16 protein-coding genes are annotated in these 13,082 nt (G+C 71.5%); 12 read left to right on the top strand and 4 right to left on the bottom strand.

Annotated features, from left to right (window positions below):
* Positions 1 to 4: 4 nt before the first annotated feature.
* The 8 genes from ACFFXY_RS16235 to ACFFXY_RS16270 are packed head-to-tail and all read left to right on the top strand — an operon-like array spanning position 5 to position 6,042.
* Positions 5 to 1,138, top strand: coding sequence for an LLM class flavin-dependent oxidoreductase (locus ACFFXY_RS16235; protein WP_382352615.1), 1,134 nt, complete (start codon positions 5 to 7; stop codon positions 1,136 to 1,138).
* A 22-nt stretch (positions 1,139 to 1,160) separates the two neighbouring features.
* Entirely contained in the window at positions 1,161 to 1,655 is a 495-nt protein-coding gene (locus ACFFXY_RS16240; protein ID WP_382352618.1) for a flavin reductase family protein, read from the top strand.
* Between the two features lie 40 nt (positions 1,656 to 1,695).
* Positions 1,696 to 2,277 (top strand): sugar O-acetyltransferase, encoded by a 582-nt coding sequence (locus tag ACFFXY_RS16245; RefSeq protein WP_382352621.1) that lies wholly within the window; start codon positions 1,696 to 1,698, stop codon positions 2,275 to 2,277.
* Positions 2,270 to 2,833, top strand: a complete 564-nt coding sequence (locus ACFFXY_RS16250; RefSeq protein ID WP_382352624.1) for a TetR/AcrR family transcriptional regulator — start codon at positions 2,270 to 2,272, stop codon at positions 2,831 to 2,833. The genes ACFFXY_RS16245 and ACFFXY_RS16250 overlap by 8 nt, the downstream gene beginning before the upstream one ends.
* Entirely contained in the window at positions 2,833 to 3,810 is a 978-nt protein-coding gene (locus ACFFXY_RS16255) for a phosphotransferase family protein (protein WP_382352627.1), read from the top strand. The genes ACFFXY_RS16250 and ACFFXY_RS16255 overlap by 1 nt, the downstream gene beginning before the upstream one ends.
* Positions 3,807 to 5,153: an MATE family efflux transporter gene (locus tag ACFFXY_RS16260; protein ID WP_382352630.1), complete on the top strand. Its 1,347-nt coding sequence runs from the start codon at positions 3,807 to 3,809 to the stop codon at positions 5,151 to 5,153. Before ACFFXY_RS16255 ends, ACFFXY_RS16260 begins: the two co-directional genes overlap by 4 nt.
* A gap of 59 nt (positions 5,154 to 5,212) precedes the next feature.
* A complete protein-coding gene (locus ACFFXY_RS16265) occupies positions 5,213 to 5,635 on the top strand; it encodes a hypothetical protein (protein WP_382352633.1) in 423 nt (140 codons plus the stop codon).
* Complete coding sequence (locus tag ACFFXY_RS16270) at positions 5,632 to 6,042, top strand: hypothetical protein (RefSeq protein WP_382352636.1); 411 nt, start codon at positions 5,632 to 5,634, stop codon at positions 6,040 to 6,042. Before ACFFXY_RS16265 ends, ACFFXY_RS16270 begins: the two co-directional genes overlap by 4 nt.
* Positions 6,043 to 6,084: 42 nt before the next feature.
* Here the strand turns inward: ACFFXY_RS16270 and ACFFXY_RS16275 are convergent, their stop codons facing one another.
* Positions 6,085 to 6,561, bottom strand: coding sequence for a hypothetical protein (locus ACFFXY_RS16275; protein ID WP_382352639.1), 477 nt, complete (start codon positions 6,559 to 6,561; stop codon positions 6,085 to 6,087).
* A 105-nt stretch (positions 6,562 to 6,666) separates the two neighbouring features.
* On the bottom strand, positions 6,667 to 7,212 hold the full coding sequence (locus ACFFXY_RS16280; protein WP_382352642.1) for a PadR family transcriptional regulator: 546 nt from the start codon (positions 7,210 to 7,212) through the stop codon (positions 6,667 to 6,669).
* Between the two features lie 146 nt (positions 7,213 to 7,358).
* Between ACFFXY_RS16280 and ACFFXY_RS16285 the strand changes: the two genes are divergently transcribed.
* Together ACFFXY_RS16285 and ACFFXY_RS16290 are read left to right on the top strand one after the other, a co-directional pair.
* Positions 7,359 to 8,219 (top strand): SDR family NAD(P)-dependent oxidoreductase, encoded by an 861-nt coding sequence (locus ACFFXY_RS16285; protein WP_382352645.1) that lies wholly within the window; start codon positions 7,359 to 7,361, stop codon positions 8,217 to 8,219.
* Positions 8,220 to 8,399: 180 nt separating this feature from the next.
* The gene (locus ACFFXY_RS16290; protein WP_382355576.1) at positions 8,400 to 8,777 is read left to right on the top strand and encodes a hypothetical protein; all 378 of its coding nucleotides are present in this window, start codon (positions 8,400 to 8,402) and stop codon (positions 8,775 to 8,777) included.
* Positions 8,778 to 8,882: 105 nt separating this feature from the next.
* Here ACFFXY_RS16290 and ACFFXY_RS16295 read toward each other — a convergent pair whose 3' ends face one another.
* Both ACFFXY_RS16295 and ACFFXY_RS16300 read right to left on the bottom strand, forming a co-directional pair.
* Positions 8,883 to 9,071 (bottom strand): YbdD/YjiX family protein, encoded by a 189-nt coding sequence (locus tag ACFFXY_RS16295; protein WP_382352648.1) that lies wholly within the window; start codon positions 9,069 to 9,071, stop codon positions 8,883 to 8,885.
* Positions 9,068 to 11,212, bottom strand: coding sequence for a carbon starvation CstA family protein (locus ACFFXY_RS16300; RefSeq protein ID WP_382352651.1), 2,145 nt, complete (start codon positions 11,210 to 11,212; stop codon positions 9,068 to 9,070). The genes ACFFXY_RS16295 and ACFFXY_RS16300 overlap by 4 nt, the downstream gene beginning before the upstream one ends.
* 366 nt (positions 11,213 to 11,578) lie before the next feature.
* On the opposite strand from ACFFXY_RS16300, the gene ACFFXY_RS16305 reads away from it, so the two are divergent.
* The gene (locus tag ACFFXY_RS16305) at positions 11,579 to 12,232 is read left to right on the top strand and encodes a zinc metalloprotease (RefSeq protein ID WP_382352654.1); all 654 of its coding nucleotides are present in this window, start codon (positions 11,579 to 11,581) and stop codon (positions 12,230 to 12,232) included.
* A gap of 9 nt (positions 12,233 to 12,241) precedes the next feature.
* On the top strand, positions 12,242 to 13,006 hold the full coding sequence (locus ACFFXY_RS16310; protein WP_382352657.1) for a hypothetical protein: 765 nt from the start codon (positions 12,242 to 12,244) through the stop codon (positions 13,004 to 13,006).
* The last annotated feature ends 76 nt before the right edge of the window (positions 13,007 to 13,082 follow it).

Below are 13,082 nucleotides of genomic sequence, written 5' to 3' on the forward strand. Positions count from 1 at the left end.
AGCGTTGAGCGCGTTGCAGTTCCACTGGTTCCTGCCGACGAACGGCGGCGACGGCCGCCAGGTCGTGGACGGCGGCCACGGGGTCGGCGCGGGGGCGTCGTCCCGGCCCGCGTCGGTGTCGTACCTGGGCCAGGTCGCGCGGGCGGCCGAGGACAACGGGTTCGCGGCGGCGCTGACGCCGACGGGCGCGTGGTGCGAGGACGCCTGGGTGTCCACGGCGATGCTCTCGCAGGTGTCGGCGCGGCTGAAGTTCCTGGTGGCGTTCCGCCCCGGGGTCGTCTCGCCGTTCCTGGCCGCGCAGATGGCGGGCACGTTCCAGCACTTGACGGGCGGGCGGCTGCTGCTCAACGTCGTCACCGGCGGCGAATCGCACGAGCAGCGCATGTACGGGGACTTCGAGGACAAGGAGGCCCGGTACGAGCGGTGCGGGGAGTTCCTGCACATCGTGCGGCGCCTGTGGGCCGGGGAGACGGTGGACTTCGAGGGGAAGCACCTGCGCGTGGAGGGCGCGCGGCTCGCGCAGGTCCCCGATCCGGTGCCGGACGTGTATTTCGGCGGGTCGTCACCGGCGGCCGGGCGGGTCGCGGCCGAGCACGCGGACGTGTACCTGACCTGGGGCGAACCGCCTGCGGCCGTGGCGGAGAAGGTGGCGTGGATCAAGGAGCTCGCGGGCGGGCGGGCGATCCGGTTCGGGCTGCGCGTCCACGTGATCAACCGCGACACGAGCGCCGAGGCGTGGGCCGAGGCGGACCGGCTGCTGGCCGGGATCGGCGAGGACGACATCGCGCGCGTCCAGGCGGGGCTGCGGCGCTCGGAGTCCGAGGGCCAGCGCCGGATGCTGGACCTGAACGGCGGCAGCAAGTCCGGCCTGGAGATCCATCCTGGACTGTGGGCGGGGATCGGGCTGGTGCGCGGCGGCGCGGGGACGGCGCTGGTCGGCTCGCACACCGAGGTCGCGGACCTCATCGAGGAGTACCGGCGGGTCGGGATCGAGGAGTTCGTGCTCTCGGCCTACCCGCATCTGGAGGGCGCGTACTGGTTCGGCGAAGGCGTGCTGCCGGAGCTGGAGCGGCGCGGCCTGTGGTCGCACCCGGCGCCGCCGCGCGCCCGGGCGGCGGCCGTCCCGTTCGCCAACTGAATCGGCCCCTAGGAGGCACCCCATGTCCCTGACCACCAACCAGGACCTCGACCCGCGACGGCTGCGGGAGGCGTTCGGCGCGTTCCCGACCGGGGTGGTGGCCGTGGCCGCCGCCGTGGACGGGCGGGTCACCGGCCTGGCGGCGAGCTCGTTCACGTCGGTGAGCCTGGACCCGCCGCTCGTGTCGTTCTCGATCGCCGTGTCCTCGAAGACCTGGCCGGACCTGCGCCGGGCCCGGCACCTGGGCCTGACGGTGCTCGCCGACCACCACGGGTCGGTGTGCCGCCAGCTCGCCGGGGACCCGGCGACGCGGTTCGCCGGACTGGCGCTGAGCGCCACGGACGAGGGCGCGGTGACCCTGGACGACGGGCTCGCGCGCTTCGACTGCTCGGTGTACCGGGAGGTCGAGGCGGGCGACCACGTGATCGTGCTGCTGCGGCTGCACGCGGTGGAGCACTCGGACGGGGCCGGGCCGCTGGTGTTCCACCGCAGCGGGTTCCGGAGTCTGGCCGCCTGAGGTGTGGACGACCGTACACCCGTAGTGTACGGTCGTCCACATGACCGACCACTTCGCCGGGGACGACCGGACGATGCGCGAGCGGATGCTCGCCGGGGACTACTACCTCGCCGACGACCCCGAGCTGGAGGCGCTCATGGCGCGCGCCGCCGTGCTCGCCGAGCGGTACCGGGCCGAGTTCACCGAGGACTACGCGGCCGCGCGGAAGCACCTGGAGGAGCTGCTCGGGGAGGTCGGCGAGGGCGTGTTCATCCGCCCGCCCCTGTACGTCGACTACGGGTCCAACATCCGGATCGGCGCGCGGTCGTTCGCGAACTACGGGCTCGTCGCGCTCGACGTGGCGCCCATCGTCATCGGCGAGGACGTCCAGATCGGCCCGAACGTGCAGCTCCTGACCCCGACGCACCCGGTCGAGCCGGGCCCGCGCCGCGACAAGCTGGAGGCGGCCAAGTCGATCGCCATCGGCGACAACGTGTGGATCGGCGGCGGCGCGATCGTCTGCCCCGGCGTCACCATCGGGGAGAACACCGTGGTCGGCGCGGGCGCGGTGGTCGTCAAGGACCTGCCCGCGAACGTCGTCGCCGTCGGCAACCCCGCCAAGGTGATCCGGACCGTTGACTGAGCCCCGGGCCCGGCGCCGCGACCCCGACCGGCGGGAGCGGATCATCGCCGCGTGCCTCGACGTCATCGCCGAAGCGGGCGTCGCGGGCACCTCGCACCGGAGGGTCGCCGCCGCCGCGGACGTCCCGCTCGGCTCGATGACCTACCACTTCGCCGGGATGGACGAGCTGCTCCGGGAGGCGTTCACGCGCTTCGGGACCGCCGTCAGCGACGGGTTCGAGGCGGCCATGGCCGCGGCCGACGGGCCCGAGGCGGCCGCGGAGGCCGTCGTCGCGATCATCACCGACAGCGTGTTCGGGACCCAGCGGGACCTCGTCCTCACCCACGAGCTGTACACGCTCGCCGCCCGCGAGCCCGCGTTCCGGGCGCTCACGAACGCGTGGATGGCCCGGTCCCGCGCCGCCCTCGAACGCCACTTCGACCCCGCCACCGCGCGGATGGTCGACGCGCTCATCGAGGGCCTCACCATCCACCGCGCGCTCGACACCGAGCCCTGCGACCCGAGTATCGTCGCCGAGGCCGTCCGGCGGATCACCCTGCGAGAGGACCACCCCTGATGGAGAGCATCACCAAGAACCGCCAGAGCCCGGAGATCTTGCGCGCCATGGCCGCCCGCGCCTACGGCGAGGACCGGGCTCCCGTCGGCGGGGACTTCTTCGAGGAGCTGGGGCACGGCTGGTTCAACGTCGCGTACCTGCTGCGCCTGCGCGACGGTTCGCGGGTCGTCCTCAAGATCGCGCCCCCGCCGGGCGTCGAGGTCATGACGTACGAGCGCGGCGCCATGGGCATCGAGCTCGCGTCCCTCGCGCTCATCCGCGAGCACGCCGACGTGCCGGTCCCCGACGTGCACTTCGCCGACGCGAGCCTGGAGCTGTGCGACGCCCCGTACTTCTTCATGCCGTACATCGACGCCGAGAACATCGGGATCGTGCAGGACTCGCTGTCCCCGGAGGCGCTCGCGGACTACTGGGAGCAGTTGGGAGCGCTCAACTCGCGGCTCAACGGCATCAAAGGCGCCGGGTTCGGGCCCCTCCTGGACCCCCGCTTCGGCACGTGGCGGGAGGCGTTCGGGAGCATGGCCGAGGACGTCCTCGCCGACGGCGAGCGCCGCGGCGTGGACCTCGGCTTCGGGTACGACGCGATCCGGGAGATCCTTGCGGCCCACGCCGACAGCCTCGACGAGGTGACCGAGCCGCGCTTCGTCGAATGGGACCTGTGGCCCAGCAACGCCATGGTCCGCGACGGCCGCATCGTGTGCGTCATCGACCACGAGCGGGCCTTCTGGGGCGACCCGCTCATGGAGGCCGGGTTCTGCGGCGCCGAGCTGCCCGCGATCTCCGACGCCGAGGCGTTCGGGCGCGGCTGGGGCCGCGGGCCGCTCACCGCGACCGAGCGGAGGCGGCGCCGCCTCTACGGGCTGTATCTCCTGCTCGTCATGGTCATCGAGACCGACTACCGCGGGCACACCGACACGAAGCAGTACGACTGGGCGCGTGGGCAGCTCGAAGGACTCATGGCCCGGTTCGACTCGTGACCGCCCGCACCGCCGAGGGCGTCAGGGCGCTCGCCGACGCCCCCGTCGGGCGGCTCCTGTGGCACGGCACCGCGCAGGCGACGATGTCCGTGGGGATCTACGGGATCTACGCGCTCACCAACGCCGCGTTCGTGGCCCACGGCGTCGGCCCGACCGCGATGGGCGCGGTCAACCTCGTCGCGCCCGTGCTCCTCGTCCTCAGCGCCCTGTCGACCACCGTCGGGGTCGGCGGGGCGTCGCTGGTGTCGCGGCGGCTCGGCGCGGGGGACGCGGCCGGCGCGGCGCGGGCGGCCGGGAACGCGTTCCTGCTGTTCTGGACCGGCGCGCTCGCGATGGCCGTCGCGGGCCTGGCGTGCCTCGGACCGCTGCTGACGGCGCTCGGCGCGGAAGGTGAGATGCGCGGGTACGCCCGCGACTACGCCGTCGTCATCCTCGCCTCGACCCTCGTCGGGACCGGGTTCTCCAGCCTCATGAGAGCCGAAGGGCGCCTTCGGTTCGCGACGATGCAGTGGGTCGTGCCGGTCCTGGTGCAGATCGTCCTCGACCCGGTCCTCATCTACGGGTTCGGCATGGGCGTGCGCGGCGCGGCCCTGGGCACCGCGGGCGGGCAGGCGGTCTCGGCCGCGATGGCCCTGTGGTTCTTCTTCTGGCAGCGCGACCGGCCCTACCGCGTGCGCGCCGCCCACCTGCTCCCCCACTGGCCCACGCTCCGGTCGCTCCTGGCGGTCGGCGCCCCGTCGATGCTCGCCGGGCTCGGCGCGACCGCGCTGACGCTCCTGGTCAACAACCTCCTCGGAGCCGCTGCGGCCGTCACCGCGTACGCGGTCGCCGCGCGCGTCCAGGTCTTCGCGGTCATGCCCCAGCAGGGCATCAGCATGGGCATGCAGCCGATCGTCGGCTTCAACACCGGCCGCGCCCGCGCCGACCGGGTCGTGCGGACCAGGACGCTGGCCCTGCGCACCACGCTCGCCTACAGCGCCGCCGCGGCGGCGCTCACCGCGCTCCTGGCCGGGCCGATCACCACCGCGCTCCTCGGGACGGCCTCCCCCGAGGCCGCGACCGCGCTGCGGCTCATCGCGATCGGCATCGCCGCCTCCGGGGTGCCGCTGCTGGTCTCCGCGTACTTCCAGGCCGTCGGCGCCCCGGGGCCCTCGTACCTCATCTCCATCGGCACACTTCTGGTCCTCAAGATCCCCGCCGTGCTGGCGCTGAGTCCTCTGGGCCCCAACGGGATCTGGGCGGGCCTGGCGGCCGGGGACCTCGCCGCGGCCGCGGCGGCACTGGTGCTGCTGCGCCTGCGCCGGGAGGTACGCCCCGAGCGGGCCGTACCTCCCGCGATGTAGGCCGATTGACAACTCCCGGGCGATCCCGGGACGGCGGGCGCGGCGGCACACTGGCCCGCGTGAAACTGGTCTTCCTCGGATGGACGCGCTTCGTCGTCGTCCTCCTCGTCCTCCAAATCGGACTCGCCGGGTGGGGCGCCGTCTCCACCGGCGGCGAGCGCATCGAGCGGTTCATCGTCCACGCGGGCAACGGCGGCATGCTCATGTTCTGGCTCCTGCTCTCGACGGTCCTCGCGCTCATCGCCCGCCCCGGCCGCAAGGCGGTGCTGCTCACGGCCCTGTCCACGTTCATGATCTGGATGCAGGGCGCGCTCGCGTACGGCTTCGGCACCGACGGCGTCCCCGGCGGCGTCGGCATCGCCCTCCACGCCACGAACGGCCTCGGCGTGCTCCTCATCCAGCTCGCCGTCGCCCGCCTCGCCAAGCGCGCGGTCGACGCCAAGCGCGCCGAGAAGGCCCTCGCGAAGGCGGTGCCCGCATGAACCGGCCCTTCGCGATGATCCTGCGCGCGTGGATGGTCCTGCTGCTCGTCCTGCTCGTCGTCCAGTTCGCGCTCGCCGGGTTCGGCGTCGGCTACGGCGGCGGCATCGGCCCCGGCTTCGAGCTGCACTTCCGCAACGGCGACGCGCTCCTGTACCTGTACGCGGCGGCGATCCTCCTCGCCCTCGCCGCCCGCCTCGGCCCGAAACCGGTGTGGCTCACCGCCCTCGGCACCCTCCTCGTGCTCCTCCAGCACGGCCTGGCCCTCGTCAACGTCCCCGGCACCCTATGGGGGCAGTCGCTGTTCCTGGTCCACGCCCTCAACGGGCTCGTGCTCATCCTGCTGACGTTCCGGATCGGACGCCTGGTCAAGGCCCTGATGCGGGAGGAGGTCACCGCCGGGCGGTGAGGGCGCTCCCTGCGGGCGAACCACAGAGAGCGCTCTCTCTTGCTAGCAGCGGCAGATGACGATGCCGGGATCGAAGGCCGCGTTCAGCGCCCGCGGCTCCTCGCCGTGGCCCCAGCCGTCGGTGTGCGCCTTCTCGTGCGCGCCGACGCGGTCCCAGTCGGACTGGCCCGCCCCGTAGCGCTCCATCTCGCACTTGTCGTAGACGATGTACCAGTCGCCCACGGACCACCAGGTGGCGTAGGCGAGGACGTTGTCGTAGCAGTCGCCGCCGTAGTACGTCGGCACGTTCCCGTCGATGTCCGGCGGGTAGGTGGTCCCCGTGGCGCGCTGCGCGGACACGCCGGGGTCGTCGTTCGCGGCGGCCTCCAGCTGCTCGGGCGTGGGGTCGGTGATGACGGTCAGCGTCAGGATGTCGTCGGGGTGGTCGTGCTCCTCGGCCGCGGGCGCCGGCGTGTCCAGCGACAGCGTCAGCGCCAGGGCCAGCGCCCCGGCGGCGGCGAACAGGGTTTTCAGGGGCATACGCGCTCCTTTGCGAAAGGTCGGGCGAATTTCATTAAGGTTTGCATACAGATACAAACCTGTCAATCAACTTCGTCCGCCTTCGCCCCGGTTCGCACCCCACCCCTACCGGTCGTCGGCCCCCGCGCCGGGCCGCGGCGCCTCCTGCGCCCACTCGGCCCAGTCCGCAAGGGCCTCATACAGCCTGATCCCGGCCTCGATCGTCATGCGCATGGACTTCACGGACGGCGCGTCGCCGTATTCGCCGCGGTCCTTGGCCGCCGCGTACTCGCGGAACCCGGCCGCGGCGGCGCGGTAGAACGCGGCCTCCGAGGCGAGGTGCTCCCCCAATTCCTCCGGGTCCATGAGCCAGTAGAAGAGCGAGCGCAGCAGGGATTCGAGCCGGGCGGTGTGGTCGACGGGCACCTCGGTGAGCCAGCGCCGCACCTCGGCGAGGCCCTCGGGGGTGATCCGGTAGACCTTGCGCCCCCGCGGGCCCTCGCTGTCCACGGTGATGAGCCCGGCGTCGGCGAGCTTGCCGAGTTCGCCGTAGATCTGCGGATGCTTTGCGGGCCAGATCAGCTGGAGCTGCTTCTCGAAGCGCTGCGTCAGGTCGTACCCGCTCGCGGGGGCATCGGCGAGCAGCCCGAGCAGGGCGTACCGCAACGACATCGCTGTCCTCCTGACCTCGGCCCCGCCGGTCGGAGCTCGGACGAGTCTAGCCGCCGCCCCGATGGCCGGGCTTGACAGCGGTCGCATCAACATGTAGCTTTATACACGTCATAGCTTACATGTTCATTCATACCTCTGGAGCGATCATGAACGACACCCCCGCAGTTCTCCTCACCGGCGCGAACGGCGGCATCGGCACCCCGACCGCCCTCGAACTCGCCCGCCGCGGCTTCCTCGTCTACGCGGGCGTGCGCCGCACCGGCCACGGCCCGTTCGACGGCGCCGACGGCATCCGCGAACTCCGCCTCGACGTCACCGACCCCGACTCGGTCGCCGCCGCGATCGACCGCGTCACCGCCGAGCACGGCTCCCTCCACGCGGTCGTCAACAACGCGGGCGTCATCGTCCAGGGCCCGCTCGAACTCGTCCCCGACGACGAGCTCCTGCGCCAGTTCGCCGTCAACGTCCTCGGCCCGATCCGCCTCCTCAAGGCCGCCCTCCCCCTCCTCCGCACGGGCCGCGGCCGAATCGTCAACGTCGGCGCCCCGACCGCCTACCTCCCCATGCCCATGAACGGCCCCATCTCCGCGAGCAAGGCCGCCCTCCACTCCCTCACGACGGCACTCCGCGGCGAACTCGCCGCCTGGAGCATCCCGACCTCCGTCGTCGTCCCCGGCCTGGTCGACACCGAGGTCTTCACCAAAGCCGCCGCAGCCCAACGCGCAGCACAGGTCCCGCCCGAACGCCTCGCGCTCTACCGAAACCACCTGGCGGCGGCCGCGCAGGCGGGCGCCAAGCAGAAGCCCGAGCCGACGACCGGAACGGTCCGCGCCATCACAGCCGCGGTCACCGACCACCACCCGAAAGCCGAGTACTTCAGCAGCCCCAACGCCCGAATCCTGTCCAAACTCCTCCCCCGCCTCCCCCGCCCGATGCGCGAATCGGCGATCCGCAAAGCCATAGGGCTCCAAGGAATCACACCGCCCGCGACCGCTCCGGTCCACTGAGCAGGGCGACGGCTTTCGCTGTACCCCATACCGGGCGAACATCGCATATATTCCGGGGTTGTGACCCGCCACCACACGGCGGGCCGATCAGACTGCCCGTATGCCATTCAGGTGCATCTGGAGTGGCTCAGGAAATTTCGAATGCCTCTGGTGTGAGCGTCTATGCATTGTAGGAGTGCAATGAATCTGGTTGGATTCTTCGCGGAACTCGACCCGAACAGCAGTTTTTCTCAGGGGAGCATTCATGATGTCGTCTCCGAGACTGCGCAGCCCGATGAAGGTCTGATCGCCGAGTATCTCGAACACGGGCATCCGCTCGTGGATTTCACTGAGACCACTCAGGACGTGATCGACGGAAGGGGAGAGATCATCGGGGGCTCGTCGCTGGCGAGCGACAACACCTGGATCTGGAGGATCGACCTTCCGCACTACGTGCGCAAGTACCACTTGCGGCTCCCGGCGGCGTTCGTCGATCACGTGCGAGCCCAGGGGTTCTCGGTGCCGCCGCGTGATCGTGAGCAGTTGATCGCGCGGGCGCAGGAGTACTTCCGCCGGTAGAGGGGTGGGGCGAGCGCAGCGGTGGGGTGCTCCTCTGCGCACGCTGATCCGAATCGCCGAGTTCGACGCGGTCGTGGTGCGGCCGCGCCGAACTCGGGGTGGGGGTCAGCAGCAGCGGGTCCGTGGGTGCTCGTCCCCGCGGTCGGTGCGCCGGCGTTCGAATTCGCGGCGGGGCATCGCGGGGACGCCGGGGTGGGCGAGGCGGTGGCGTTCCAGGTAGTGGTCGTAGGCGGACTCGCCGGTGAGTTCCCGGAGGTACCACCGGACGAGTCCGAGCAGGCGGCGGGCCGTCACGGGCGGTCCTCGGTCGGGTCGGCGTCCTTCGCGGAGGAGAAGCGCCCGGCCGAGACGAGGAGTCTCGACTCGACGTAGGGGGCCTCGGTGGACGGGAGCGGTTCGGTCGCCCGGACCGCGCGCCAGCAGACCCAGGCGGCGTTGAGGATGACGATCACCACCAGGATCGCGAAGAACGCCGCGAGGACGCCGTCCACGGTGGAGTTGGTGACGACGGTCCGCATCTGGTCGAGGTCCTTCGCCGGGGCGAGGACCTCGCCCTGGCCCAGGGCGTCGGCGTAGCGCTCGCGCTGGGCGAAGAAGCCGATGCGCGGGTCGGTGGAGAAGACCTTCTGCCAGCTGGCCGTGAGGGTCACGACGGCGACCCAGGCGAGCGGCACAGCCGTCACCCACGCCCATTTCAGGCGTCCGCTCTTGACGAGGACGGTGGTGGCGACGGTGAGGGCGATGGCGGCGAGGAGCTGGTTGGCGATGCCGAACAGCGGGAAGAGCTGGTTGATGCCGCCGAGCGGGTCGTTGACGCCCGCGTAGAGGAAGTAGCCCCAGGCGAGCACGACGACCGCGCTGGTGGCCCAGATGCCCGGCTTCCAGGAGACGCGGCCGAGGGGCTTCCAGACGTTGCCGAGGGTGTCCTGGAGCATGAAGCGCCCGACGCGGGTGCCGGCGTCCACAGTGGTGAGGATGAAGAGCGCCTCGAACATGATGGCGAAGTGGTACCAGAAGGCCTTGAGCCCGTCGCCTCCGAAGACCGAGGAGAGGATCTCCGACATGCCGACGGCGAGCGTCGGCGCGCCGCCGGTGCGGGCGACGAGGGACTCCTCCCCCACCGCGTCGGCGGCCGCCTGGAGATCCTGCGGAGTGATGGTGAAGCCCAGGTTGGCGACCGCGGTCGAGGCGGACTCCACTGTGGTGCCGAGGAGGCCCGCGGGGGCGTTCATGGCGTAGTACAGGCCCGGGTCGAGGATGCACGCGGCGATGAGGGCCATGACGGCGACGAACGACTCCATCAGCATGGCGCCGTAGCCGATCATGCGGACCTGCGACTCCTTCTGGATCATCTTCGGCGTGGTGCCGGAGGCGATGAGGGAGTGGAAGCCCGAGAGCGCGCCGCACGCGATCGTGATGAACACGAACGGGAACAGCTTGCCCGAGAACACCGGTCCGGTGCCGTCCAGGGCGAAGTCGGTGATGGCCTCGGTCTGGAGGACCGGGGCGACGATGAGCACGCCGACCGCGAGGAGCCCGATCGTGCCGATCTTCATGAACGTGGACAGGTAGTCGCGCGGCGCCAGCAGCATCCACACCGGGAGCACCGCGGCCACGAACCCGTAGATCACCAGGCAGAACACGAGGGTCTGCGGGCTGAGGGTGAACGCGTCGGCCCACGAGGAGGCCTGGACCCAGCCGCCCGCGACGATCGCGAGGACGAGCAGGGCGACGCCGATGAGGCTCGTCTCCAGCACTCTGCCGGGTCTGAGCGTGCGCATGTAGAAGCCCATGAGCAGCGCGATCGGGATGGTCATCGCGATCGAGAACGTGCCCCACGGCGACGCGGCCAGCGCGTTGACGACGACGAGCGCGAGCACCGCGAGCAGGATGATCATGATGGAGAAGACGCCGACGAGCGCGGCGGCGCCGCCGATCGGGCCGATCTCGTCGCGGGCGAGCTGGCCGAGGCTCCTGCCGTTGCGGCGCATGGAGATGAAGAGGACGACCATGTCCTGGACGCACCCGGCGAAGATGGCGCCGATGATGATCCACATGGTGCTGGGCAGGTAGCCCATCTGCGCGGCGAGGACGGGGCCGACGAGCGGTCCGGCGCCCGCGACGGCGGCGAAGTGGTGGCCGAGGAGGACGCGGCGGTCGGTGGGCTGGAAGTCCACGCCGTCGTCGAGCCGTTCGGCGGGCGTGGCGCGGGTGTCGTCGACGCGCAGGACCTTGACGGCGATGAAGCGGGCGTAGAAGCGGTAGCCGATGGCGTAGGAGCCGAGGGCCGCGAGGACGAGCCAGAACGCGGAGACCTCTTCGCCGCGGGCCAGGGCGATGACGCCCCATGCGGCGGCCGCGGCGACGGATATCGCCGTCCATATGAGGACGGTCCGCCAGCTCGGCCGGGATCTGGTGCTGTCGGGGGTGGTCATGTGGTCCTCCGGTTGTTCGGCCGCGGGGGGCCGGGGGTGGGGCAGGGGGTCCGGCTCCGCGCGGCGGGCCGCCGCACAGGGCTCGATGTAGGTAGATGCCTCTATTTCTGCAAGCGAATGTGTTCTGCGTCTCGCGGGTGCCGCCGCTCCGGTACTGGTTTACCAGTATTTCGTCCGGATTTCCAGTGATCCGGGCGCGGACGCGCCGGGGCCGCTCGACGTTCGCTCGCGGAGCCCGAGGACCCGCGACGGCCCGGGGAGCGCGGACCGGCCGGTCTGTACGTCTCGTGTACGGCGCGTGTACCGCCCGCTCCCTACGCTGACGGAGGCCGCGTCGCCCCTGGACCGGCCGGAAGGGAATGTCCTATGTCGATACTTTCGGCGAAGCGGTCGGGCGTCAGGGCCGTGTGCCTGGCCGCCGCCGTCTTCACGACCGTGGCGGTCACGGCCGGAGTCGCCTGGGCGGCGTACACCGACAACATGTACCCCACCCAGTACGAGCAGTCCGGGTGCTTCAGCGAGAGCGGCCCCGACGGCCAGGTCTCCTGCCAGACCGACAACGCCGCCCTCACGTACTACATGGACAGCGGCGGCACCAACATGCTGGAGACCGAGGACCGCAACGTCGTCATCAGCGTCATGAACAGCGTCTACGGCCCCACCGACTTCACCGTCTCCCTCGACACGACGCCCGAGTTCTCCGGCAGCGCCGAGACCGACATCGTCTACGAGGAGAGCGCCGTGGGCATGTCCGCGAGCGCCGACGGCGTGACCTTCTGCAACAACGCCGCGTCCACCCTCAAGTGCGACCAGCAGTACATCCGCATCCGCGGCGGGGGCCACTACGTCAAGGGCCTGACCTGCCACGAGACCGGGCACGCCGTGGGCCTGCTCCACGGCAACAAGTCCTCCCCCATGCGGTCCAACACCGACGAGCTCCTCGGGTGCATGGAGACCCCGACCAGCGACGAAGAAGGCTTGCAGGCCAACAACATCGAGAACATCAACGCCACCTACTGAGGAGGACCCGTGCGCATCAGAACCCGCATCGCAGCGGCGGCAGGCGTCATCGCGGCCGCCTCCGCCACCGGCGTCGCCGTCGCCGCCCTGGGCGCGCCGGCCGAGGACCGGGCCGCACCCGAGACCGAGGAGGTCCTGCTCGCGCAGGGCAGCGACCACCTCCCGAGCATCACCGCCGCCGACTGGGTCACCTACGCCGACCACGTGATCGTCGTGGAGGCCGTGGCCGAGGAGGCGATCGAACCGGAGGCCGAGGAGCTCGACCGCGGCGAGGGCATCATCGGCCGCACCGTCTCGCTCGTGGTCGAGGACGTCCTGTGGTCGCGCGAGGGCGCCCCGCAGGCGGCCCCCGAGACCTGGGAGTACTCGGCCCTCGGCTGGCACTTCAACGCCGAGGCCGAGGACCCGATCGAGATGGCCCTCGACGGCTTCCCGCGCGTCGAGGTCGGCCACCAGTACGTCATGGCGATCCGCTGGGAGGAGGCCGTGTGCACCGAGGGCGGCGACTCCCGCCCGGCCCAGTGGCGCGGCCTCGGCGAGGGCTCCGAGATCCCCTTCGACGGCGGCACGCTCGGCAACGGCGAGTCCGAGGGGACCGTCAAGTCCGCGGCGGCCTTCGCGGCCGACGAGGACGTCCACGTCGACGAGGGCGTGGAGGAGATCCTCGCGGGCGAGGACGCCGACGCGCTCGTCGCGGCCCTGGCGGACGCGAAGCCCGACGCGGCCGCGCTGTCCGAGGTCCAGGCCCTCGCCGCCGCCGACTCCTGCGCATAGCGGAAGCGGTTGCGGCTGAGGCGCGACCGCCCTGGAACGGCTGCTCGGCCGCCGTCGCCCGGCTCCCCACGCCGCG

Source organism: Glycomyces mayteni (genome assembly GCF_042428885.1).
Classification (GTDB): Bacteria; Actinomycetota; Actinomycetes; order Mycobacteriales; family Micromonosporaceae; genus Glycomyces; species Glycomyces mayteni.